This window comes from Gordonia sp. CPCC 206044 (genome assembly GCF_048537895.1).
Classification (GTDB): domain Bacteria; phylum Actinomycetota; class Actinomycetes; order Mycobacteriales; family Mycobacteriaceae; genus Gordonia.
This window is the reverse complement of record NZ_JBCLVL010000007.1, coordinates 223,151-246,275: the sequence shown is the minus strand read 5'-3', so window position 1 is coordinate 246,275 and position 23,125 is coordinate 223,151. Positions and strand designations below refer to the sequence as shown.

Annotated in this window: 20 protein-coding genes; 11 read left to right on the top strand and 9 right to left on the bottom strand. The window is 67.3% G+C overall.

Features of this window, described 5'->3' with window-relative positions; translation table 11 throughout:
• Nucleotide 1: 1 nt before the first annotated feature.
• Both purF and purM read left to right on the top strand, forming a co-directional pair.
• A complete protein-coding gene (gene purF / locus AAFP35_RS13630) occupies nt 2-1,582 on the top strand; it encodes an amidophosphoribosyltransferase (protein ID WP_419222160.1) in 1,581 nt (526 codons plus the stop codon).
• Nucleotides 1,583-1,766: 184 nt separating this feature from the next.
• On the top strand, nt 1,767-2,885 hold the full coding sequence (gene purM / locus AAFP35_RS13625; protein ID WP_419222159.1) for a phosphoribosylformylglycinamidine cyclo-ligase: 1,119 nt from the start codon (nt 1,767-1,769) through the stop codon (nt 2,883-2,885).
• Between the two features lie 316 nt (nt 2,886-3,201).
• On the opposite strand, the gene AAFP35_RS13620 is transcribed toward purM, so the two are convergent.
• The 3 genes from AAFP35_RS13620 to AAFP35_RS13610 form a co-directional block, all read right to left on the bottom strand.
• Entirely contained in the window at nt 3,202-3,378 is a 177-nt protein-coding gene (locus tag AAFP35_RS13620; protein ID WP_419222158.1) for a DUF3073 domain-containing protein, read from the bottom strand.
• Nucleotides 3,379-3,549: 171 nt separating this feature from the next.
• The gene (locus tag AAFP35_RS13615) at nt 3,550-4,188 is read right to left on the bottom strand and encodes an MOSC domain-containing protein (protein ID WP_419222257.1); all 639 of its coding nucleotides are present in this window, start codon (nt 4,186-4,188) and stop codon (nt 3,550-3,552) included.
• An 11-nt stretch (nt 4,189-4,199) separates the two neighbouring features.
• Complete coding sequence (locus tag AAFP35_RS13610; protein ID WP_419222157.1) at nt 4,200-5,378, bottom strand: YgfZ/GcvT domain-containing protein; 1,179 nt, start codon at nt 5,376-5,378, stop codon at nt 4,200-4,202.
• 72 nt (nt 5,379-5,450) lie between these two features.
• Here AAFP35_RS13610 and AAFP35_RS13605 point away from each other — a divergent pair, with 72 nt between their 5' ends.
• The 6 genes from AAFP35_RS13605 (at nt 5,451) to AAFP35_RS13580 (ending at nt 14,500) form a co-directional block, all read left to right on the top strand.
• Nucleotides 5,451-6,320 (top strand): aminodeoxychorismate lyase, encoded by an 870-nt coding sequence (locus AAFP35_RS13605; RefSeq protein WP_419222156.1) that lies wholly within the window; start codon nt 5,451-5,453, stop codon nt 6,318-6,320.
• 251 nt (nt 6,321-6,571) lie between these two features.
• Nucleotides 6,572-8,134: a cytochrome ubiquinol oxidase subunit I gene (locus AAFP35_RS13600; protein WP_419222155.1), complete on the top strand. Its 1,563-nt coding sequence runs from the start codon at nt 6,572-6,574 to the stop codon at nt 8,132-8,134.
• 11 nt (nt 8,135-8,145) lie between these two features.
• Nucleotides 8,146-9,225 (top strand): cytochrome d ubiquinol oxidase subunit II, encoded by a 1,080-nt coding sequence (gene cydB, locus AAFP35_RS13595; RefSeq protein ID WP_419222154.1) that lies wholly within the window; start codon nt 8,146-8,148, stop codon nt 9,223-9,225.
• Nucleotides 9,222-10,964, top strand: coding sequence for a thiol reductant ABC exporter subunit CydD (cydD, locus tag AAFP35_RS13590; protein ID WP_419222153.1), 1,743 nt, complete (start codon nt 9,222-9,224; stop codon nt 10,962-10,964). The genes cydB and cydD overlap by 4 nt, the downstream gene beginning before the upstream one ends.
• Nucleotides 10,961-12,730 (top strand): thiol reductant ABC exporter subunit CydC, encoded by a 1,770-nt coding sequence (cydC, locus tag AAFP35_RS13585; protein ID WP_419222152.1) that lies wholly within the window; start codon nt 10,961-10,963, stop codon nt 12,728-12,730. Before cydD ends, cydC begins: the two co-directional genes overlap by 4 nt.
• Nucleotides 12,731-13,183: 453 nt before the next feature.
• A complete protein-coding gene (locus AAFP35_RS13580; protein WP_419222151.1) occupies nt 13,184-14,500 on the top strand; it encodes a hypothetical protein in 1,317 nt (438 codons plus the stop codon).
• A 52-nt stretch (nt 14,501-14,552) separates the two neighbouring features.
• On the opposite strand, the gene AAFP35_RS13575 is transcribed toward AAFP35_RS13580, so the two are convergent.
• The 4 genes from AAFP35_RS13575 to AAFP35_RS13560 form a co-directional block, all read right to left on the bottom strand.
• Entirely contained in the window at nt 14,553-15,203 is a 651-nt protein-coding gene (locus tag AAFP35_RS13575) for an FABP family protein (RefSeq protein ID WP_419222150.1), read from the bottom strand.
• 281 nt (nt 15,204-15,484) lie between these two features.
• Complete coding sequence (locus tag AAFP35_RS13570; protein WP_419222149.1) at nt 15,485-15,790, bottom strand: DUF1416 domain-containing protein; 306 nt, start codon at nt 15,788-15,790, stop codon at nt 15,485-15,487.
• A gap of 2 nt (nt 15,791-15,792) precedes the next feature.
• The gene (locus AAFP35_RS13565) at nt 15,793-16,632 is read right to left on the bottom strand and encodes a sulfurtransferase (RefSeq protein ID WP_419222148.1); all 840 of its coding nucleotides are present in this window, start codon (nt 16,630-16,632) and stop codon (nt 15,793-15,795) included.
• Nucleotides 16,633-16,994: 362 nt separating this feature from the next.
• Nucleotides 16,995-17,915: a DUF2993 domain-containing protein gene (locus AAFP35_RS13560; protein WP_419222147.1), complete on the bottom strand. Its 921-nt coding sequence runs from the start codon at nt 17,913-17,915 to the stop codon at nt 16,995-16,997.
• Nucleotides 17,916-18,064: 149 nt separating this feature from the next.
• Between AAFP35_RS13560 and AAFP35_RS13555 the strand changes: the two genes are divergently transcribed.
• From AAFP35_RS13555 to AAFP35_RS13545, 3 genes are all read left to right on the top strand, one after another.
• Nucleotides 18,065-18,844: a winged helix-turn-helix transcriptional regulator gene (locus AAFP35_RS13555; RefSeq protein WP_419222146.1), complete on the top strand. Its 780-nt coding sequence runs from the start codon at nt 18,065-18,067 to the stop codon at nt 18,842-18,844.
• Nucleotides 18,822-19,748 carry a mycothiol synthase gene (mshD, locus tag AAFP35_RS13550; protein WP_419222145.1) on the top strand — a complete coding sequence of 309 codons (927 nt, stop codon included), beginning with the start codon at nt 18,822-18,824 and terminating at the stop codon, nt 19,746-19,748. Before AAFP35_RS13555 ends, mshD begins: the two co-directional genes overlap by 23 nt.
• A 68-nt stretch (nt 19,749-19,816) precedes the next feature.
• Nucleotides 19,817-20,773, top strand: coding sequence for an endonuclease/exonuclease/phosphatase family protein (locus AAFP35_RS13545; protein ID WP_419222144.1), 957 nt, complete (start codon nt 19,817-19,819; stop codon nt 20,771-20,773).
• On the opposite strand, the gene AAFP35_RS13540 is transcribed toward AAFP35_RS13545, so the two are convergent.
• Nucleotides 20,732-21,937, bottom strand: a complete 1,206-nt coding sequence (locus AAFP35_RS13540; protein ID WP_419222143.1) for an LLM class flavin-dependent oxidoreductase — start codon at nt 21,935-21,937, stop codon at nt 20,732-20,734. The genes AAFP35_RS13545 and AAFP35_RS13540 overlap by 42 nt on opposite strands.
• Nucleotides 21,934-23,094 carry a 3-dehydroquinate synthase II family protein gene (locus tag AAFP35_RS13535; RefSeq protein ID WP_419222142.1) on the bottom strand — a complete coding sequence of 387 codons (1,161 nt, stop codon included), beginning with the start codon at nt 23,092-23,094 and terminating at the stop codon, nt 21,934-21,936. The genes AAFP35_RS13540 and AAFP35_RS13535 overlap by 4 nt, the downstream gene beginning before the upstream one ends.
• Between the last annotated feature and the right edge of the window lie 31 nt (nt 23,095-23,125).

Sequence of the window (23,125 nt, the reverse complement as noted above, 5' to 3'; positions counted from 1 at the left end):
GATGACAGACTTGTCGATCGACAGCAAGAACCTCCTCGCTGCCCCGCGTGCCTGCGGTACGCCCTGTGCGACGGACGAACCGGAGAACGAGCCGCGCGAGGAATGCGGCGTCTTCGGGGTCTGGGCTCCCGGCGAGGACGTCGCCAAGCTCTCGTACTACGGTCTCTACGCGCTGCAGCACCGCGGCCAGGAGGCGGCGGGTATCGCCGTCGGGGACGGTTCGCAGGTGCTGGTCTTCAAGGATCTCGGACTGGTGAGCCAGGTCTTCGACGAGCAGACCCTCGGTGCGATGGTCGGCCACGTCGCGATCGGGCACTGCCGCTACTCCACGACAGGTTCCACGACCTGGGAGAACTCGCAGCCGATCTTCCGCACCACGGATGCGGGCACCGGCGTCGCACTGGGGCACAACGGCAATCTCGTGAACACCTCCGAGCTCGCCAGCCGGGCGCGTGGACACGGGGTGATGAGTACGGCCGCCACCTCCGACTCCGATCTCGTCGGCGCCCTGCTGGCGCACGGCGCTGCGGACAGTTCGATCGAACAGGCGGCGATGGAACTGCTGCCGACCCTGCGTGGTGCGTTCTGCCTCACGTTCATGGACGAGCACACCTTGTACGCCGCACGCGACCCGCACGGCGTGCGACCACTGTCGCTCGGCCGGTTGGACCGCGGCTGGGTGGTCGCCTCGGAGACGGCGGCCTTCGACATCGTCGGCGCTTCGTTCGTGCGTGACATCGAGCCGGGAGAGCTCCTGGCCATCGACGCCGACGGTGTGCGTTCCAAGAGGTTCGCCGAGGCGACCCCGCGCGGCTGCGTCTTCGAGTACGTCTACCTGGCACGTCCCGACAGCGTGATACATGGACGATCGGTGCACTCGACCCGGGTGGAGATCGGTCGCAGGCTCGCTCGTGAGCACCCGGCCGAGGGCGACCTGGTGATCCCGGTACCCGAATCCGGGACGCCCGCGGCGGTCGGATTCGCCCAGGAATCAGGTATCCCGTACGGGCAGGGCCTGATGAAGAACGCCTACGTGGGACGTACCTTCATCCAGCCGTCGCAAACCATCCGGCAGCTCGGCATCCGGCTCAAACTGAATCCGCTCAAAGAGGTCATCCGCGGCAAACGTCTTGTCGTCGTTGACGATTCGATCGTGCGAGGCAATACGCAGCGCGCATTGATCCGAATGTTGCGGGAGGCGGGCGCGGCCGAGGTCCACGTTCGTATCGCGTCGAGCCCGGTGCGCTGGCCGTGTTTCTACGGCATCGACTTCGCGTCACCGGCCGAGCTGATCGCCAACGGTATGGAGTCCGAGGAGGGCATGGTCGAGGGCGTGCGTCAGGCCATCGGTGCCGACTCGCTGGGCTACATCAGCATCGACGAGATGATCGCGGCCACCGATCAGCCCGCCGAGCACCTGTGCGCTGCATGTTTCGACGGCGACTATCCGATCGAGCTGCCCGAGGAGACGTCCATGGGAAAGGCGGTGCTCGAACAGATGCTCGCGAGTGCGGCGGGAGACGGCCGCGCCGATCCACTGACCGCGACGAACGACAACGTGAGCGCCGTGATGCGGCCCTGAGTCCGGCCGCGGACCATCGCACCGGACGCTTCCCGGCCACCCGTCGTCGGGTAGCGTGTGTGCCGTCGGGTGCCTCGTCACGTGAACCTCAGGACAGTGGGCGGCCGACTTCGTATGTGACACCGGAGCCTCCGACCACCCGGAGATCCGACAACTGGATTTCGACAAGGGGTGCTCAAGCCAGATGACCGACCGGGATTCGGCTACCGACAGTCCGGCCACCGACTCACCCGCCGACGAGAGCGCCTCGTACGCTGCGGCCGGTGTCGACATCGACGCAGGTGAGCGGGCCGTCGAACTCTTCGCTCCACACGCCAAACGCGCCTCACGCCCCGAGGTCATGGGCGGTCTCGGCGGGTTCTCGGGCCTGTTCGCGCTCAAGGGCAACTATCGCGAGCCGGTGCTCGCGGCCGCCAGTGACGGCGTCGGCACCAAGCTCGCGATCGCGCAGGCCATCGGTAAACACGACACCGTGGGCCGCGACCTGGTGGCCATGTGCGTCGACGACCTCGTCGTGTGCGGTGCCGAACCGTTGTTCCTGCAGGATTACATCGCGGTCGGCAAGGTGGTGCCGGAGACCGTCGCGCAGATCGTCGCCGGGATCGCCGACGGCTGTGTGGAGGCGGGCTGCGCGCTGCTCGGCGGTGAGACCGCCGAACACCCCGGCCTGATGGACGCCGACCACTACGACCTGTCGGCCACCGCGGTCGGTGTGGTCGAGGCCGACCAACTGCTGTCGCCGGAGCGGGTCCGCCCCGGCGACGTCATCATCGCGATGGGCTCCTCGGGGCTGCACTCCAACGGTTACTCACTGGCCCGCAAGGTGCTCCTGGAGTGGGGCCACATGGATCTCGAGGGACACGTCGAGGAGTTCGGTCGCACCCTCGGTGAGGAGCTGCTCGAACCGACGCGGATCTACGCCCGGGACTGCCTGGCGCTGGCCGCGGAGACCGACGTGCGCACGTTCGCGCACATCACCGGCGGCGGACTGGCGGAGAACCTCTCACGCGTGATCCCGTCCGGTCTGGTGGCCGAACTGGAACGCGGAACCTGGACCCCTGCACCGGTGTTCGCGTTGATCGCACAACGCGGCCGGGTGTCTCGGGAAGAGATGGAGCGGACCTTCAACATGGGCGTCGGCATGATCGCGGTGGTCGCACCGGAAGACACCGAGCGCGCACAGGCGGTGCTCACTGCCCGACACGTGGACAACTGGGTCCTCGGGGCCGTCAAACGTTCGGCGGAACCCAAGAACGCCGACCTGCCCCGTGTGTCGATGACCGGGGATCACCCGCGCTTCTGAGTTCTCGCCGACGAGACGGGGGAGTGGCCACTCTTCCCAGTGTGTCGTCGCATTGTCACGGTCTCGAGTACGCGAGAGCCACGCCGTCCGATCGGATCTCGTTCGAGTCGATGCGTGGTACTCGGCTGCGCTCTCTCACGCCCCGCCCGGCATGAATTACGTCATACGTCGGCCCGGCATGAACACGACACGAAACCACACCTGAACGTCCTGCCATGGAGGACAGAGGCCATGGCTGAACGTTCAGGCGTGGTTTACGTGGATGTGCACCGAAAGTGGTGCGCGGTGTTGAGGGTGACGAAGACGTCGGAAGGCGTCAGGCTCGGCGCCACTCGTCCTCGTCGGTCCACTCGTCCACCGGATCCCGGCGGTCGTCCGAGTCATTCGACCCGGAGAGCTCCCGCTGCAGGCTCTCGAAATCGGTGTTGGGAGTGGAGTACTTCAGCTGACGAGCTACCTTCGTCTGCTTCGCTTTCGCCCGGCCGCGGCCCATGTTGGGACCCCCTCGCACAATGACGGGGCGGCCAAACACTTGGCGGCCCCGTTCTTTAGTAATGATTCTGTCGTGGGAACCAGTCTAGCGCGCTCATCCGGATAATGCGGATCGCCCTGCCGCACAGCCGGCAGGTGAGTCCTTCGGTGCAGGTTCCGGGGCGGTTACGCCTCAGGCCCTGGCGAGTTTTCGGGATGCTTCGCGCAGCACCTTGGGTGGGATCTGTGTGTCGGAGAGCAGGCGCGTCAGTGCGTCGGCGTCGGCGTCGACCCCGGCGAGGAGATGGCGCACCAGCACGCCGTGATCGGGGCGATCGGTGACGACCACCCGATCGCCGGCCCCGACTGTGCCCGGCGACAGAACACGCAGGTAGGCGCCCGTGTCGGCGCGGGCGAGGAATCGTTTGATCCACTGTGGTTCCTCGGCCCACTCGGCGAAGGTCCGGCAGGGGGTGCGCGGGATCGTCGTCTCCAGGACCAGCCCGTCGTCGCCGACGGCCCATCGCTCGCCGACGACGGCGTCGGTGATCGGCATCCCGTCGATGCGCAGGTTCTCGCCGAACCACCCGAAGGGGAGGTCGCGGCCGAGTTCGGTGGACCAGCGGCGCGCCTCACGTTCGCTGTAGGCGTAGACGGCCTGGTCGGTGCCGCCGTGGTGTTTGGTGTCGCAGACGTGGTCGGTGGTCAATCCGAGCGGGCCGACGGCGACTCGGTGGTCGTGCGGACGCTTGTCGATCCCGCTCGGGCCGACACCGTCGAGTACCACGTCGGTGTCGGCAGAGCAGACCGCGAGTACCGTGCCCGACGGCACGCTCCGGGTACTCACGCCTCGGTGGTCCCACCGTGTCGTAACCGGTCGATGGCGGCCCGGCCGGCCTGCACGCGCTCGTCGGTTCGGATCGAATCCGGATCGATGCGCGCCGAGGTGGGGTGGTCGCCGTCGACGACGAGCTCGACGTCGGCGCCGACGGACCGCTTCACGAGGGCCAGTGCGATGGGACCGAGTTCGTGGTGATCGACGACCGTGCCCACCCGCCCGACGGCCCGACCGCCGAGCGTGACCGGATCACCGGGCGCCGGGCGCTCTTCGGAACTCCCGTCGAGGTGCAACAGCACCAGGCGGCGCGGTGATTTTCCGAGATTGTGCACACGGGCGACCGTTTCCTGGCCGCGGTAGCAACCCTTGTCCAGGTGAACGGCCCCGAACTCCGACGGTTCGCCGATCCAGTTCACCTCGTGCGGGATGGTGCGGTCGTCGGTGTCGACGCCCAGTCGCGGTCGCAGGGCGGCCACGCGCAGAGCGTCGTATGCCCAGGTGCCTGCCATGCGTGCGCCGGCCTCGACCAGCTGCGACCACCAGGTCTCGGCGGCCGATGCGGGGAGCACCAGGTCGACGACCGGGGTGTGTGCGCCGTCGCCGATCGGCGGCATGATGCGCCAGAAGCCGATCGGCTCGTCGTCGTGGTGGAGTTCGGGCAGATCACCTGCCGAATAGACCGGGGCGTCGTGGGGGAGCTCGAGCAACTCGGCGATCGGCCCGCTCGTCACATCGGGGCCGATCAGCGTCACCACGGTCATGTCCGGGCGGGCAGCGGGCTCGACCTTCGCCCAGAAGACCATTTTGGTGAGGAACGAGAGCAGCGGGGCGCCCCGGAACCCTTCACAGTCGATCCAGGTGACGCCGTCGAGATCGGTCAGTACGAAGTGTTCCTCGATCCGTCCGTTGACGTCGAGGGAGAGGTTTTCGGCACTGGTGCGGTCCGGCAGGGATGCGACGTGCTGGCTGGAGATCGTGTGCAGCCAACTCAGCCGCTCCGGTCCGGGAAGTTCGAGCACGGCGCGGTCGGAGCGGTCGATGATGACCGCGGCCCGCTGGGCCGTTCGTTGCTCCCCGAGGGGATCGCCGTAATGCCAGGCGACGTCGGTGCCGGACTCGTCGGTCTGCGGTCCGGCGACGGCGCCTTGGCTGGAATACCTGGTCAGGATCGGTGACGCGGTCACATTGCGATTCTACGGGCCATCTCGGGGCGTGGCCCGTAACGGATCACGGCCGATGTGTCATAGCCTGCTGCCATGGAGCAGATCCTGGTGGCCCTCGACGGTACGGTGCACGATCCCGACCGGCCCTTCCTGTATGCCGACGACCTCGCGGCGATCCGTGGGGACGGGATCTTCGAAACGTTGCTGGTGCGTTCGGACCGCGCGCGGGGTGTGGACGCGCACCTCGACCGATTCGAACGCAGTGCGCACATGATGGACCTGCCGCAGCCGGACCGTGCTGCCTGGCGCGAGGCGATCTCGATCGCGGAGAAGCAGTGGGGCGAGATCGGCGCAGGCCGTGAGGCATGGATGCGGCTTGTGTGTTCGCGGGGCCGCGAGTCGGCTCCGGAGGCCGGGCCGACCGGGTACGTCATGGTCGGGCCGGTGGCCGACCGCGTGGCCCGGGCGCGCACACACGGCATCTCGGTGGTGACGTTGGAGCGTGGCTACTCCGTCGAGCTGGCCGGGCATGCACCCTGGCAGTTGCTCGGTGCCAAGACCCTCAGCTACGCGACCAACATGGCCGCCCTGAGGCACGCCGCCGAGCGGGGATACGACGACGTCATCTATCTGAGCAGCGAGGGGGCCGTGCTCGAGGGCCCACGATCGACCGTCATCGCGGTCACCGGTCGTACCCTCGTCACCCCGCCTGTCGAGATCGGCATCCTTCCGGGCACCACCCACCGGGCGATCTACGAGTTGGCGGCCGCCGAGGGATGGACGACTCGTGCCGAGGTCCTGACCCGTGCCGACCTGATAGCCGCGGATTCGGTCTGGCTGGTCAGTAGTGTCGCGCTGGCCGCGCGGGTGACCTCGCTCAACGGTCACGTCCTGGCGGGGTCGCGCAATGATGACGATTTCGCCGATTTGGTGAATCGAGCCGTTGGGGTTGACTCAGAATGAAAGCGTTGTCCGTCTGACCCGGTGACGTCGCGCCGGTCGTCGAACGGGCGAGGCGCAGTTCACAATTTCATCCTGGTGCGACGTGTGGCCAGAGGCCGTCGGGGGCCTTGTTCGAGTGATCGGCGCAGCGTAGCGTTGGTCGGGCATTCCTACTACGGCCCGTAGTAGTCACCAAATTCGATATCGGCTTCACGAAGGTCCCACTCCGGCCGTGCATCGCAGCCCGGTGCACCGACTCCGATAGAGGCGACATGGACGCTCTCGATGTTTCCCGATGGCAATTCGGGATCACCACCGTCTATCACTTCATCCTGGTTCCGTTGACCATCGGTCTCGCGCCGATGATCGCCGTCATGCAGACGGTCTGGCACGTGACCGGGAACGAACAGTGGCTTCGCGCGACGAAGTTCTTCGGGAAACTGTTCTTGATCAACTTCGCCCTCGGGGTGGCCACCGGCATCGTGCAGGAGTTCCAGTTCGGCATGAACTGGAGTGAATACAGCCGATACGTCGCCGACGTGTTCGGCGCGCCGCTCGCCTTCGAGGGGCTGGTCGCGTTCTTCCTCGAGTCGACGTTCATCGGTCTGTGGATCTTCGGCTGGGGCAGGCTGCCGCGCCGAATCCACCTGGCCTGCATCTGGTTGACGGCCATCGGTGTGAACGCATCGGCCTACTTCATCATCGCCGCCAACTCGTGGATGCAACATCCGGTGGGTGTGACCTGGGACGACTCGCGAGATCGCCCGGCGATGAACAACTTCTGGGCGGTGCTCACCAACAGCACGACGCTGGCGGCATTCCCCCACGTGATAGCCGGGGCGTTACTCACCGCGGGGACCTTCGTCGCGGCGATCGGCATCTGGTGGATGGCGCGGAACTCGTGGCGCGCGAAGAAACTCCGGGAGGCGATCGAGACCGGAGACGCCTCCGAGATGCCCAAGGCGACCGCGCCGAGTCACATCGACGCGACACCCGAGGATCTCGAGAGGGATGCCTCGAAGCTGTGGCGTCCGGTGACCCGGTTCGCGCTGTGGGTGACGATGGTGTCCGGGGTCGCCCTGTTCATCACCGGAGACATCCAGGCCGAGATCATGTTCGAGCAGCAGCCGATGAAGATGGCGTCGGCGGAATCGTTGTGCAACACCGAGACCGGCGCAGGCTTCTCGGTGCTCAGTGTCGGCCGACAGAACAACTGCGACAACATCCACACGGTCATCGAGATACCGAACATGTTGTCGTTCTTGGCCAATCGGGACATCCACAGCACCGTGCAGGGTGTGAACCAACTGCAGGACCAGTATGCGGCGGCGCTGAACATGCCCGAGCAGAACTTCGCGCCCAATCTGTTCGTCACCTACTGGAGCTTCCGCGCCATGATCACCTGGGCTCTCGGCTCGGCGGTGATCGCACTCGGTGGCCTGTGGCTGACCCGTAGGAAGCGGGTGGTCACCTCCCGAAAGGTCGGGCTGATAGCGCTGTGGCTGATCCCGACCCCGTTCCTGGCAAACAGCTCTGGCTGGATCTTCACCGAGATGGGCCGCCAACCCTGGGTGGTGGCACCCAACTGGCAGAACAACCTGGACCCGTTGCGGATTCACATGTTGGTGCAGGACGGCGTCTCCAACCACGTGGCGGCGACGGTCTGGGTGACACTGATCGGCTTCACGTTGCTCTACGGGGCGCTCGGCGTCGTGTGGTTCATGTTGCAGCGACGATATGTCATCGAGGGGCCGGCCACCTACGACGCCGTGCCACCCGACGAGCCGTCGCCCGACGATTCCGATGAGCCCAAACAACTCTCGTTCGCGTACTGAGGAGCCGAGACATGGGACTGCAGGAGTTCTGGTTTCTGATCATCGCGGTGCTGTTCGTCGGGTACTTCGTGCTCGAGGGTTTCGACTTCGGGGTGGGCATGCTGATGCCGTTCCTCGGGCGTCGTCACACCGGTGGGGACGCCGACGTGGCCCCCACCGCGGACCTCGCCGACCCGGACAAGCGTCGTCGTGCGATCCTCAACACGATCGGGCCGGTGTGGGACGGCAACGAGGTGTGGCTGATCACCGCGGGCGCCGCACTGTTCGCCGCGTTCGGCGGTTGGTACGCAACGATGTTCACGGCGTTCTATCTGCCGCTGTTCCTCATCCTGATCGGGCTCATCACCCGGGTGTGCGCGATCGAGTGGCGCGGCAAGATCAACAACCCGAGATGGCGGATGTGGGCCGACATCGGGATCGGCCTCGGCTCGTGGATTCCGGCGATCCTGTGGGGTGTCGCGTTCGCCAACGTGATCCGGGGCATCCCGATCGATGCGGACGCCCAGTACACCGGTGGCTTCTTCAATCTGCTCAACCCGTACGCGTTGCTGGGCGGGTTGACCACCCTGCTCGCCTTCCTCACCCACGGGGCAGTGTTCCTCGGGCTCAAGACCTCTGGAGTCCTGAAGAAGGATGCGATGAGAATCGCGTCCCTGCTGGCCATCCCGACCCTGGTGGTCGCGGCGGCCTTCCTGTTGTGGACCCAGTTCGCCCATGGCAACGGGTGGACGTGGATCCCGGTCCTGATCGCCGCGGTGGCCGCGGTGGTGATGGTGATCGCCACCCAGCTCCGGCGAGAGGGCATCGCCTTCGCGGCCACGTCGATCGCCATCGGCGGCACGGTGGCCACGTTGTTCTCGGTGCTGTATCCGAATGTTCTTCCGTCGTCGACGGATTCGGCGTTCAACCTGACCATCGACAACACGTCGTCGAGCCACTACACACTGACCATCATGACCTGGGCGGCGGTGCTCATCACCCCGGTGGTGATGCTCTATCAGGGCTGGAGCTACTGGGTGTTCCGCAAGCGCATCTCGGTCGACCAGATTCCCGAACCCAGCGGGTTGCCGTCGCTGCGCGTGCCTGAATGACGGGGCCATCGGGGCCGGCGACGACACTGCGCACGGAATCGGTCAGCGGTGGTGCGACGTCGCCGCGGCGGCGCACGGGACCGATCGACCCTCGCCTGCTCCGCTACTCGTCGGCAGGTCGAACCCATGTGATCGTCACGGCCGTGCTCGCCGTCGCGGTGACCACGACGATCATCGTGACCGCCGCGATGGTCGCCTCGATCCTCTCCGAACTCGTCGTCGATCCGGGCCGACGGTCGTGGCAGGCCCAACAGGTGCACGTGTGGGTTCTCGTGGCCGCGGTCGCGGCCCGCGTGGTGTTGACGTACCTGCACGACCGCTACGCGCACCGCGCCTCGGCCCGGGTGATCGCCCAACTGCGAGCACAGGCCACCGACACCCTGACCGATCCGCACCGCACCTCGCCGCGAGACCTGCTCGCCCGACGGGAGCACGCGAGCACGGTTCTGCTGCGGGGACTCGACAGCCTGGGGCCCTACCTGTCGGGTTACCTACCCGCGCTGATCGTCTCGGTCATGGTGACCCCGACCATGATCGTCGTCATCGGTCTGACGGACTGGCCGTCGGCGCTCGCCATCGTGATCACGCTGCCACTGATCCCGTTGTTCATGGTGTTGATCGGTCTGATGACCCGCGACCGCACCGACGAGAAGCTCGCCACGATGAGCCGACTGAACGCCCAGTTGCTCGACCTGATCGCCGGCCTGCCCACACTGCGGGCCCTCGGTCGTTCGCGCGGTCCGGCGCAACGTGTCGCGGCGCTGGGTCGCGCGCATCAACGCAGCACCATGTCGGCATTGCGGATCGCCTTCCTGTCGGGTGCGGTTCTCGAACTGCTCGCCACCCTGTGCGTCGCACTGGTCGCCGTGGGGATCGGTCTGCGACTGGTGTACGGCGAGATGAGTCTGTACGCCGGTGTGTTGGCCCTCATCCTGGCGCCCGAGGCGTATCTGCCGTTGCGGCAGGTGGGTGCTCAGTTCCACAACGCCGCCGACGGTGTCGCCGCAGCGGGCGAGGTGATCGATCTCATCGAATCGGGCGACGACGAACCCGACGGGGCAGTGGGCAGGCGAACAGAGTCGATTGCGGGACAACCGATCACGCTTCTCGACGTCGGCGTCCACGGTCGCGACGGTTGGGCGCCGCACCACCTGAACGGCACTGTCGAAGCGGGTTCCCTGACGGTTCTGACCGGCCCGAACGGGGGCGGTAAGTCGACCACGCTGATGGCCGTCATGGGGTTGATCCGTCCGGACGAGGGGTCGGTGTTGATCGGATCGGTCTCGGTGGCCGAACTCGATCCGGGACCGTTTCACGAGCAGATCGCGTGGCTCCCGCAGCAGCCCGTCATGGTGCCCGGGACCGTTGCGGAGAACTTGGCGTTGTTCGGCTCACTCGACCCGCACTCGTTTCGACATGCCTGTACGGCAACGGGTTTCGACGAGGTCCTGGAGACCCTGCCCCACGGTTTGGACACGGTGCTCGGAGCCGGGGGCGTCGGGTTGTCGGCGGGCCAGCGACAGCGCCTGGCGTTGACCCGGGTTCTGGGCTCGCCGTCGCCGCTGCTGTTGCTCGACGAACCGGTCGCGCATCTGGACCAACGGTCGGCATCTGCGGTGTTGACGGTCCTGGCCGAGCGCGCCCGCGCCGGCGACACCGTCCTGGTGGTCGCGCACCATCCGATCGCCCGGACCTTCGCCGACGCGATCATCGACCTCGCCGGGGGAGATGGGACATGATCGGCAGGACACGAGTCATCGACGATCCGCTGTGGCGCGCCGTCGGGCTTCTCGGGTTACGCGGCCGGCCGGTGGCGTGGGCGATCCTGCTCGGGGTGTGTGGCGCGTTGTCGGCGCTCGGCCTCGCGGCACTGTCGGCCTGGTTGATCACCCGTGCCTGGCAGATGCCGCCGGTCCTCTACCTGTCGGTGGCGATCACGGCGGTGCGTGCGCTGGGTATCTCCCGCGGCGTCTTCCGCTACCTGGAACGGCTGGCGACCCACCGTCTGGCGTTGGGTGCCATGGCGACGGCGCGCGAACGTGTGTACCGCAGGCTCGCCGACGGTGCGCCGGGTTATTCGGTGACGCTGCGACGGGGAGACCTGTTGGCCCGAACCGGCGACGACATCGACGAGATCGGCAATGCGCTGATCCGTGGTGTCATCCCGATCGCCGTGGGCGCGGTGACCGGTATGGCCGCCGTGGTCATCATGGCTCTGGTGTCGTGGTGGGCGGCGGTGGTCCTCGCCGGCGCCCTGGTGGTCAGTGCGGTCGTCGCGCCCTGGCTGGCCGCGCGCGGCTCGGCGCGCACGATCGCCGACGCCGCGGGCGCGTCCACGCGTGTCACGGAGGCGACCCTCGCCGCGCTCTGGCACGGTCCCGAGCTGACCGTCGCCCGTCGTCGTGAGCACGTGTTGGCGACGGCGTCGCGGGCAGATGCGGATGCGCTGTCGGCTGCCGACCGCGGACTGCGCCATCAGGCGTCGGCTGCCGCTGCGACACCCTTGGCGATGGGGATGTCGCTGTTGGCCGCGTGCCTCGTCGGCATCCATCTGGCGTCGTCGACGCCGGGATCGTTGGCCGACGTCGCCTCGGGAGAAGGGCTCACGCCGATGATCCTCGGCGTGCTGATCCTGCTGCCGCTGTCGTCGTTCGAGTCGACCGCTCCGCTCACCGAGGCAGGTATCCAGCTCGAGCGCAGCAGGCAGAGCGCCGCGCGGGTTCTCGCGCTCGTCGACGGGGCGGGCCCGGCCCGGTACGCCACACCAGACGGTGATCCGGACGAGGACGACGGATCGGGCCCGCTGGACCGGCCCATTCATCGTGGGCCGGTGACGCTGGTGGCCGACGAACTGCGATGGGGCCATCCGGCCGGCCCGGAGCTCGGCCCGGCCGAAGGGGAGTCCTTTCGACTGCCGCCCGGCGGTCGCTTGGTGGTCGTCGGCCCCAGCGGTTCCGGCAAATCGACACTGTTGCTGACCCTCGGCGGTTTACTCGAGCCGCGACACGGCACCGTCGAGTGTCGCGACGACGATGATCGGGTGGACCCGAGATCGGCGGTCTGCTACTTCTCCGAGGAGGGACACCTCTTCTCCACCACGGTGGCCGAGAATCTGTTGGTCGCGCGGGGTGACGCGACCGAGTCCGAGGTGCTCGACGCGCTGCGGGTGGTCGGTCTCGCCGACTGGGTGCATTCGCTACCCGACGGGCTGCACACCGAACTGACCGGCGGAGCCGACGCGGTGAGCGGCGGTCAACGCCGCCGGTTGCTGCTCGCCCGGGCGCTGTTGCATCCGGCTCCGGTGGTGCTGCTCGACGAGCCGACCGAACACCTCGACGACGCCGATGCTGCGGCGATACTTCGGCGGATCCTGAGTCGTGACGACGGATGGTTCGGACCGCACAAGACCGTTGTCGTGGTGACGCATCAGCTTGTTGCACAGGATGTTTCGTCGATCTCGAGTAGCTGTGCGGTCCTGGAGGTCGGTGTCGGGGCGTCGGCCTGAGAAAACCGTTGGCGGCCGGTGCCGGGCAGGCGTATCTTCGTCCGTACACGAGGAAGGAGGTGGTTCGAAGTTGTATGACTCTTGGACACGTGAGGTGACCATCCGCTAGTGCGGAACGGTGGTATTCACCTGCACCGCTGACGTGCCGGCGAATCCCAGATGGCCACCCGGCCCTCGTGCCCCGACCCGATGTCCGGTCGGCTCGGCCCCTTCACGGGGTGGCGCGGGGGCCGTTCCATGTCCGGAGCCGGTGGATGAGGGCACCTCGACGGATGTAACGGCGATCACCGCCGGGCCGATCGCGTAATCAGGTAGTCCACTACTCGTGATCGAGACGTGGTCGTGACGTGAACTTGATGTAAGTCGATCGGGATCACCGATCGAACCGGCTCGTCGCGAACACGGGCCGACCCGAACCGTGCAGGACAGATCCACTCGGCTAGGAGCCCCGACATGACCGTCACACACGCACGACCGGCGTCCGACGACGATACGTCGAACCTGCCGCGGATGCCGCTGGCGCTGACCCATCGCGAGATCGACGATCCCGTCGACCACGGCGTCCGGGAGCGTTTCCTCACCGCCGACGATCCCGAATGGACCAACGACGGCGCGGCCGACTGGCTGTCCGGCCACGTCAGCGGCCTGACATATTCGAGGACACCGGGATCCGGCCATCTGGTCCTGCACAATCGCGGCGCGCGGGACCTGGCGGTGCTCTCGACGAAGACCAGAGACACCGAAGACGCCGAGTTCACCCACGTACCTGCCGGTGGCGACGTCGACCTGCCCGATGCCGACTTCCACATCGTGCAGTCCGAACGTATCGGTCACCGGCCGGTCCTGGTCGGCCAGATCGTCGACGACGCTCCCGATCACGGCGAGCCGCGGTTCCTGCTCGACGGGCCGTGCGCCGGGGAGATCGACTGGACCACAGTCGATCCGGACGACAGGTTCTGGACGCCCGGCGACGTCGACTTCGGAACCGAGAGCGGACCGTCGTTCGTCTTCGTGGACCCGCTCTCACGCGGGGTCCACCACACCGTCGTCGACGGCGAGGTGGCGATCCACAACCGGGGCGATGAGGAGATCGCGGTGCTCACCGTCGGAGCCGACGGCCCGTTGGACTTCGTGGTGGCAGGCCCGGGCGAATCCGTGCCCATCGCACCGGGGGACTCGGTGTGCTACGTCCAGGCGAGGCGCACGGATTCGTGCCCCACGCTGCTCGGGGTGATGTGGTTCGCGTCCGGCCGATCGATGCCGAGCGCCGTGCCGATCCCGAGCCGCCGGACCTACCTCGACCACAACTACCTGACGCCGTGGAGTGCCGACTGGGACTGCGGCTACCCGGAACAGATCCACCTCGACGCCGAGGAAGCCGGGGTGACCTATCAGTATCGGGCCGGTGCGCAGACCCTGACGATCCGCAACACCGGCGACGAGCCGATCGCCGTGCTGTACAACGGGACCGCCGACCGCGCCGTGGCGGAGGTGGCCCCGCGGGGTCGAATGGCCTTCCCGGTGCGTGCGGATGCGCCGACCGGACAGGTGTTCTCGATCGTCGGACGACGTGTGGACAGTGTGCCGGGACACGCGGCAACGGTGGACAGTTCCGGTTCCCTCGACCCCGGGACCATCGGAACGCCCGGTACCGCAACGAATTTCGGATCGGTGGTGATCATGCTGGGAACCGTCGTCTACAGCGCCGTGCCGAAGAAGAATCTGTATCTGGCGTGGTCGGATCGGCGGCGGTGGCGTCGTCGGCCGTGAGCTGACGGCGCTCGCGTCGGCGGCGAGCCGTGCGTCCGCTCACCGTGGACGTTCAGCCGGCGTAGCGGCGCAATTTCGCGGACAGTCGCGGAGTGAGATCGCCGTCGGCGTCGACTCGTTCCTCGACGTAGGCGAGGTCACCGTCCTCGACGATCCCGTACAGCCGTTTGGCGCCGCCGGTGCGCCTGCCCGAATCGGACTTGATCACCACGTCGGTGGCCAGTTCCCACGAGGTCTGGGTCAGCGGGCTGCCGTAGAAGAGTTCGACCGATCCCTCGGCATGGGCGAGGAGAAGTTCGATGGTGTCGTCGAGGCCGATGCGCCAGAAGCCGGTCTCCCGAAGGTCCGGGCGGACGAATGCTCCGTCGTCGTCGATGACCCAGGACCGGGACTGCCAGTTGAGGAAGTTCTGGCCGTCGTGGCTGATGATGATCTGTTGGGCGAAGTGGTAATCCTCGCCGGTCTCCGGGTCGTTGGCTTCACCCTCGCCTCGCCAGACACCGACCATCGGCAGGAGCGCGAGGAGTCCGGAATCCAGGTCGGCGCCCTGGCGGAGGTTTGCGGTGTCCGCGGGCAGCGGCAACTCGCCCCACTCGGGGAGATTGCGGTCGGCGGTCTCGCGGGCGCGTTCGGCGGCCTGACTGATCGCTTCGTCACCGGAACGACGCGCTGCGCCGTCCGGGCTGTCCGCAGAGTCGGTCACGACTCGTCGGTGATCAACCGGTAGAGGACGTACAGACCGAACCAAACGATCAGGACCGAGGCGAGACCCAGCAAGATTTCGAAGAAGAGGACCACGTGGCGAGTCTACCGCGCGGCGATCTGCGATCACGACCGGGAGTCCTTGAACGAGCCGGCCCGGGACCCGTTGTCGCCGCCCCCACCTCGGTCGCACATGCAGCGACGATCGTGTGCGGACGACCCGGGAGACGACAGCAGGCCCCGGTCACCGAACGGTGACCGGGGCCTGCTGATCCGGAGGATCTACTTCGAGACGACGATGTCGTGCTCGTGAACGCCCGGTCCTTCGGGCGACACGGTCACATCACCGTTGCCCACCGACGACAGGGCGCGCAGCGTCCAGGTGCCGGGGGCGGCGAAGAAGCGGAAGTCGCCGGTGGGGGAGGCCACGACCTCGGCGGTGAACTCACCGGTCGAGTCCAGCAGCCGGACGAACGCCCCGGCCACCGGGGCACCCGACGAGTCGTTGACGGTGCCGGTGAGCACGGTCTCCTTTTCCACGTCGACGCCCGCGGGCAACTTCTGTCCCTGCTTGGGTGCAGCGCACATGATTACTTTCCTTCTCCGAGCTCGACCGGGACGCCGACCAGCGAACCGTACTCGGTCCAGCTGCCGTCGTAGTTCTTCACGTTCTGGTGGCCGAGCAGTTCCTTCAGCACGAACCAGGTGTGGCTCGAGCGCTCGCCGATGCGGCAGTAGGCGATGGTGTCCTTCGAGCCGTCGAGGCCGGCCTCACCGTAGATCGCGGCGAGATCCTCGTCGCTCTTGAAGGTGCCGTCCTCGTTGGCGGCCTTGCTCCACGGCACGTTGATGGCGCCGGGGATGTGGCCGGGACGCTGGCTCTGCTCCTGGGGGAGGTGGGCAGGCGCGAGGATCTTGCCGCTGAACTCGTCAGGGCTGCGCACGTCGACGAGGTTCTTGGCGCCGATGGCGTCGACGACCTCGTCGCGGAAGGCGCGGATGGAGACATCGGGCTCGGCGGCCTTGTAGTCGGTCGCGGGGCGGCTGACGGCGTCGGTGGACAACGGACGACCGTCGAGCTCCCACTTCTTGCGGCCACCGTCGAGCAGTTTGACGTCATTGTGCCCGTACAGCTTGAAGTACCAGTACGCGTAGGCCGCGAACCAGTTGTTGTTGCCGCCGTAGAGGACCACGGTGTCGTCGTTGGCGATGCCACGCTCGGACAGCAGCTTGGAGAACTGCTCGGCGTTGACGAAGTCGCGGCGAACCTGATCCTGCAGATCGGTCTTCCAGTCGAGCTTGACCGCGCCCTCGATGTGACCGCCATCGTAGGCCGAGGTGTCCTCGTCGACCTCGACGAAGACGACCTTGTCGGTGTGCAGGTTCTGTTCAGCCCAATCGGCGCTGACCAGGACGTCGGAACGTGCCATGGAGTTGTCCTTCCGGATGGATGTGGAGAAGGGATGGAGATATTCGACAGGAGAAGAACATGATGTCGACCGCGTGATTCACCGGTTCGGATGTCTCACCGACGAATCGTCCGTATCAGACGTGGGATGTCAGATATGCAGAGAAACTGCACCGGCCGCCATCGTGTCGGTGAACGCGCCGTCACGGGCGCCACGCTCACCGTCTAACGACAGCAACAGTTGGCGATCCGACAGAAGTCGATCGCACGGCGGCGGGTGAGCATGAACTCACGGCGCAGTTGCATGGTGACGAGGGTACACAGCACACGGTTGCCACCCAACCTCGCCCTCGTCGACATCGTCACACCGCCGACGACAGGGGGTCAGAAGTCGACGGGGCGCAGGTCGGAAGCACCGGATTCGCCTTCGATCAGGATGTCGCTGCCCTCGCTGTGCGCGGTCGATCCGGTGATGTCCCAGGGCATCGGCAGGGCCGGGAGAGTGACGTCGAACCGGGACAGGACGTCGGCGCGCAGCTCGTCGGCTACCTGTGCATCGGAATGCTCTTCGGGGCCGCGGTAGAAATCCGTCGCGACGATGCGCAGCCGTCCGTCGACGACGGAGAGATCCGCGGACACACTGACCCTCACCTTCGGACCCGGGTATCGCGACGCCGATGGCGGGAGGTCGGTGTCGTTCGGAACGGGCCCGAGCGCCACGGTGCCGGTCAGCAGGACCCCGCTCTCGCGACTCAACAGGCCGTCGCCTGGCCCCCCGCCACCGGCCTTTCCCTCGGGTGCGGGAGTGTTCACGGTGAGGTCGGGGATCTCGAGCATCCGGCCCAGATTCACCGAGTCGAGCCGCGTGTAGGCGTGCACCGACGATGTGTGCATCACGTCACGTGGTTGGATTCGGAATCCGTCGGGCACCGAGAACGAACCGAGGGTTGCGCCGAGTTCGGCATGGCAGCCGCCCGGTGGTGGGCAGTCGACCGGCACCCCGCGGGCCGTGATCGTCGCACCCGCGAAGTCGCCGGTGCGGGCGTGGCCGATGAACGGAAACCCGCTGATGGTGACCTCGGGGTCGTACGGGAGCTCGTCGGCCGTCACCAGTGACCGGGACAGCCGGTGCTCGGACCGCATGGCCACGACCGTGTCGGCGACGAACGCACAGATCGTGAACAAGATCACGACAACGATCGCCACGCCCAGGGCGCGGCGACCGCGATGACGACGTTGCGGGGCTGATCGGGACGCGTGTCGACGGTCGCTCCCGGCCGTCTTGTTAACAGCGAAACCCGACATTGGCGCTATTCTGTCATCTATCGCGCACACGGCGGTAAGCCGTTGTACACAATCGGTGGCCGGTGCGCGGGTTGTGTCGAAAGACCGCAACGGGGCGGCCGGCGCATGTTCTATGGGCATGGTGGGGAACGACGAGATCGGAGTGATTCATGGATCTCTTGCTGCTGACCGCAGACCCCAACCCGGACTCGGTCCTCCCGTCGTTGTCGTTGCTCGCGCACACCGTTCGGGTCGCGCCGACCGAGGTCTCCTCGTTGATGGAGGCCGGAAACGCGGATGTCGCGATCGTCGACGCACGCACCGATCTCGCCGCGGCACGCGGGTTGTGTCGACTGCTCGGCAGCACCGGGTCGTCGGTGCCGGTGGCAGCGGTGTTGACCGAGGGCGGGTTGGTTGCGGTGAACGCCGACTGGGGTCTCGACGAGTTCCTGCTGCCCGGCACCGGGCCTGCGGAACTCGACGCGCGCCTGCGCCTCCTGGTCGTCCGTACACGCGGGACGACCTCCGAGGAGGCCAGCGGCAAGGTGACGTTGGGGGAGTTGGTCATCGACGAGGGCACCTACACCGCGCGACTGCGCGGCAGGCCGCTCGACCTGACCTACAAGGAGTTCGAACTCCTCAAGTACCTGGCCCAGAATGCCGGGCGGGTGTTCACGAGAGCGCAACTGCTCCAAGAGGTCTGGGGGTACGACTTCTTCGGTGGCACGCGCACCGTCGACGTCCACGTACGACGGCTGCGGGCAAAGCTGGGCAGCGAGCACGAATCGTTGATCGGCACGGTCCGTAACGTCGGGTACAAGGCGGTCCGACCGGGCCGCGGCCGAGGCGCGAGCACCGACAACTCGCGCGACGACATCGAGGGTTTCGGGCCCGACGACCTCGAGGGCCCGTACGGTGAGGAGCTCAGTGCCAGCACGAACGGGAACTGATCCGGTGGAACCGACGACGCAGGTCGCATCGGTTCTCCCCGACGACGTGGCTGCGTTCGCGCACCGGGTGCGGCGTGCCGCGACGGAGGCCGACGGTGTGGCACCGTTGTCGGAACAGTCTGTTGCGGCCATCGACGCGGCCGCCGGTTCCGATGTGCGGCATGTCTTCTCGGATGCAGGTTATGCCAATGTGCTGATCGGTCGCGACGGTGAACCGGCGATGATCGAGGCGGTCGTCGACCCCGCGCTTCGTCGTCGGGGCGCGGGGCGGGCCTTGCTCACCACGGCGTTGTCGGTGGCACGCGACCTCGTCGCCGACCCGTCGCCGCGGGCGTGGGCGCACGGTGATCTACCGGGTGCGATCGCGCTGGCCGGGCGACTCGGACTCGAACGTCGTCGCGAATTGCTGCAACTGCGGCGGCCCGTGGGACCAGACGCACCGTCGCTGCCGCCACTCGAGGTGCCCGACGGCATCGTGCTGCGCACCTATGCCGGTCCCGCCGACGATGCGGAGATCCTGCGGGTGAACAACGCCGCGTTCGACTGGCATCCGGAGCAGGGTGGGTGGTCGGCCGACCAGATCGTCGAACGCGTGGGTGCCGACTGGTTCGACGCGGACGGTCTGTTCCTGGCATTCGATGCCGCAGATCCGGGTCATCTCTTGGGATTTCACTGGACCAAGGTTCATGATGCGGATCTCGGCGAGGTCTACATCGTGGGCGTCGATCCGGCCGCCCAGGGGCGTGGGCTGGGGCGGCTGCTGACACTGGCCGGCCTGCACCACCTCCTCCGGCGCGGCATGGCAGAGGTGGAACTCTACGTCGAGGGCGACAACACGGCCGCCCTGCGCACTTACGAGCACCTCGGGTTCGGGCGGTACGCGATCGACGTCGCCTACGGCTGAGCTGATCGCCCACGGCCGTGGCCCACGCCGCCCGACGGCCGGGGACACACCGTGACAGGATCGGGTGCGTGCGCCCGATCCTGTTGACCCTCGGATGGTTCTGCGTGGCGGTCGCGGCAACCGGCACCGCGGCGCACCTCTCGGGGTCGACAGGCGATCTCGCGGCACGGTTGGCGGCGTTCACGCCCGTACTGGTGTCGGTGGGCCTGTTCGCCGTCGTGGCGTTCGCCGTGGGGCGTGCGTGGATCGCGCTCGTGGTCGCCGTCATCGTCACGGCGGCGGGCCTTGGCACCCAGATGCCTCTGTATCGCGGTGTGTCCGAGGAGGTTTCGGAATCCGACCGCGCGGTGATGCAGGCCAATCTCCGTCTGGGACAAGCTGATCCGACAGCGCTCGTGGAGCGGGTCCGGTCCGAGCACGTCGACGTGCTCACCGTCGTCGAACTCACCGATGAAGCCGTTGCCGGACTGCAGCGAGCCGGCCTCGGGGCATTACTGCGCCATGCATATCTACGGCCCCGTGCCGGTGGTGCAGGAGCCGGGATCTACTCCCGATATCCGCTGCGCAACGGTACGGCGCTCGGCGGCCTCACGTTGTCCAATGTGCGCGCGGACGTGATGGAGCCCGACGGACGACGGTGGCGTGTGTATGCGCTGCATCCGATCCCGCCCTACCCGGAGCCGGCGTGGCGATGGGGTGCCGAACTCGACCGGATCGCGGCGGTCCTGTCAGCGGACGAGATGCCGCTCGTCGTCGGGGCCGACATCAATTCGACTTTCGATCACCGCCGGTTCCGCACCCTGCTCCACGATTCCGGGCGGGCGGGAGCGCCGCAGCTCGTCGATGCCGCCGAACATCTCGGCGCAGGCATCGTCGCGACCTACCCGGCCGGTCGCCGGCACCCGCCGCTGCTGGCGCTCGACCGGATCCTCACCCGCGGCGGCCCGACGCCGACGTCGTTTCGCCGGGTGGACCTGAGCGGGTCAGACCACCACGGAGTGATCGCGACCGTGCGGATCGGCTGAGGGCGGTCGGGGCGCCCGGGCCGTCGATGGTTGCTGCAGCAGGGGCAACAGCAGCTCGGCGGTGATCTCGGCCTCGGCGGCCAGCGGCCAACCGGACAGAATCCAGATGTCCACGCCCGCTTGGTCGGCGACCGCGGACATGGCGTTCGCGACGTTCTCGGGACTGCCGACGAAGTAGGTGCCGGTGCCTTTCCCGGCGATGTCGAACGGCGGTTCGGCCGCGGTCCACGTGGTCAACCCGGCCGCCATGTTCGGTGCGAACTCCAGGAACTCACGCCCCGGCAGGCGGCCCGCCCGCAACGCGTCGATCCGTCCCTGGACGAGGGGGTCGTCGCTGCCGATCTCGTCGAGTCCCGGAAAACCGAAGCTGCGCAGGTTGCGATCGGCGGTGGCCAGCACGGTTTCCGGTCGAGTCCGTGACAACTGCGATTCGAAGCGCTCCCACGCCTCGTCGTCGGTCTCTCTGACGATGACGCTGGCCAGGACACCGAACGTCAGGGTGCGGCCACGCCCCGCCGCCGCGGCGCGGACCCGATCGAACAGCGCAGCCAACGCCGACGGTTCGGACATGAACGACAGATAGACGTCGAGCACCTCGGCCGCATGGTCGATGCCCTCCGGGGAGGCGCCGGTACCCCAGACCTCGATGCCCCCGGGTTGCCGGGGGCCGGGGATCGGGGGCTTGTAACGCGGTCCGTAGGAAAAGAATTCGCCGTCGAAAGCGGAGTCGTCGTCGAGATACAGCTTCTTGACCTGGGTCCAGAACTCTGCGGACATCCGGTAGCGCTCCTGCTTGGAGGCGAACCGGCCGTACCGATGCAGGACCGGGTCGGCACCGTTGACCTGGTTGTAGATCAGCCGCCCGTCCGAGTACTGGTCGAAGACCTGCGCCTCCTCGGCCAGCAGCACCGGCGGTTTCACCCCGGGGTACTCGGGGATCAGGAAACGCAGACGTTCGGTGTCGCCGACGAGGGAGATCGCTTCTCGCGCGGTGGTGAGCGCGCCATAGTAGCCGAGCCGGTCGAGTGTCCGGGCCTGCTCGCGGATCACCTCGAAGGTCGGAGCGACCCGCTGTGTGGGCTCCCATGGCACCTCACCGTCGGTGGGGTTGATGTACCAGAGCACCCGCGGAGAACGAGTCGCCGAGTCGTCGGCGGCGCTCACCGTTCGTCGCAGAACTCGGTGATCGGCAGTCCCACATGGCGCGATTCGCTCGGAGCGTATCCGAGGAGGCGGTCACCGGGTGTCAGGTCGGTCACGTTGTTCACCGAGCCGCCCGGTCCCAGGAGTCGGACGTGCCAGTCGTCCTGGGCGATCACGTTGACGGTGCGGCCGTCCTCGGTGGTCGCGGTGACCGAGATCAGCGGGCGACGTTCGATCTTCACGCGGCCGATGCGGACCTCACGGACCGAGCCGTCGGACCGTACGGCCAGGATCGGTTGGCCGGCCTGCAGTTCGCTGACGTACCGCGTACGGTTGCCCGGCACCAGAACATAGGAGTGCACCGCCCCGGCATTCCATCGGAACGGTCGGGTCGGCATATACGGCAGCGGGTGGGTTTCGCTGCAGGACAGGAACATTCCGGTCGAGAAGGAGCCGATCAGACAGCCCTCGTCCTTCTCCAGCAGCGAGCACGTGTCGATGCAGGCGCGCTCGCCCATGCCGATGTGTTCGACCTTGGTGACGGTCAGCTCGGTGAGGTCCATCCGGTCCGCGGATGGCGAGATCACCTCGGCGAGGGTTGCGACGTCGTCGGCGCTCTGCGGGGAGAGCAACAGCCCGTCCGAACCGTGTTCGAGGACGAGCTTGACGATCTCGGCGTCCTCGATGTCGTTGACGACGGTGATGGTGCGGCCACCGGAGTTCTCGGCCGCGGCGATGACGATCTCCAACGGGATCTTGGTCGGATCGGTGAACGTCAGCACCGTCCAGGCCACCCGGCGCACCGCCTCGCAGGCGTCACGCAGGGTGTCGGCATCAGACACCACCACGTGCACACCGTTCTCCACGGTGGCGGCGACGTCGAGCGGTGGTGCGCCGTTCTCGGTCAGCACGATGTCGACAGCCGCGGTGTCCACGATCTCGTCGCGGTTCGTGAGGGTGAGCACGCGGCGGATCGTCGGGGGCAGGTCGGCGAGCAACCCGGCATCGTCGGAGACGATGCCGTCGATCCGATGATGGATGGCCGACTGCACGACGGCATCGCGGAGGGCGGCGGGTACCGCACGCAGATCGATCCAGGCGAAGTGCCCGTCACGCTGGGTGTCGGCGGCGGCCAACGGGGTGATGTCGTCGGTCACGATGTCGGTGGAACTGCTCATGATTGTCCTTGGGTGCGAACGGAACTGGGGT

Excerpts from the sequence above, each read along its gene's own strand:
- purF (WP_419222160.1), top strand. The coding sequence starts at position 2 with ATGACAGACTTGTCGATCGACAGCAAGAACCTCCTCGCTGCCCCGCGT.
- purM (WP_419222159.1), top strand. The coding sequence starts at position 1,767 with ATGACCGACCGGGATTCGGCTACCGACAGTCCGGCCACCGACTCACCC.
- AAFP35_RS13620 (WP_419222158.1), bottom strand. The coding sequence starts at position 3,378 with ATGGGCCGCGGCCGGGCGAAAGCGAAGCAGACGAAGGTAGCTCGTCAG.
- AAFP35_RS13605 (WP_419222156.1), top strand. The coding sequence starts at position 5,451 with ATGGAGCAGATCCTGGTGGCCCTCGACGGTACGGTGCACGATCCCGAC.
- AAFP35_RS13600 (WP_419222155.1), top strand. The coding sequence starts at position 6,572 with ATGGACGCTCTCGATGTTTCCCGATGGCAATTCGGGATCACCACCGTC.
- cydB (WP_419222154.1), top strand. The coding sequence starts at position 8,146 with ATGGGACTGCAGGAGTTCTGGTTTCTGATCATCGCGGTGCTGTTCGTC.
- cydD (WP_419222153.1), top strand. The coding sequence starts at position 9,222 with ATGACGGGGCCATCGGGGCCGGCGACGACACTGCGCACGGAATCGGTC.
- cydC (WP_419222152.1), top strand. The coding sequence starts at position 10,961 with ATGATCGGCAGGACACGAGTCATCGACGATCCGCTGTGGCGCGCCGTC.
- AAFP35_RS13580 (WP_419222151.1), top strand. The coding sequence starts at position 13,184 with ATGACCGTCACACACGCACGACCGGCGTCCGACGACGATACGTCGAAC.
- AAFP35_RS13570 (WP_419222149.1), bottom strand. The coding sequence starts at position 15,790 with ATGTGCGCTGCACCCAAGCAGGGACAGAAGTTGCCCGCGGGCGTCGAC.
- AAFP35_RS13565 (WP_419222148.1), bottom strand. The coding sequence starts at position 16,632 with ATGGCACGTTCCGACGTCCTGGTCAGCGCCGATTGGGCTGAACAGAAC.
- AAFP35_RS13560 (WP_419222147.1), bottom strand. The coding sequence starts at position 17,915 with ATGTCGGGTTTCGCTGTTAACAAGACGGCCGGGAGCGACCGTCGACAC.
- AAFP35_RS13555 (WP_419222146.1), top strand. The coding sequence starts at position 18,065 with ATGGATCTCTTGCTGCTGACCGCAGACCCCAACCCGGACTCGGTCCTC.
- AAFP35_RS13535 (WP_419222142.1), bottom strand. The coding sequence starts at position 23,094 with ATGAGCAGTTCCACCGACATCGTGACCGACGACATCACCCCGTTGGCC.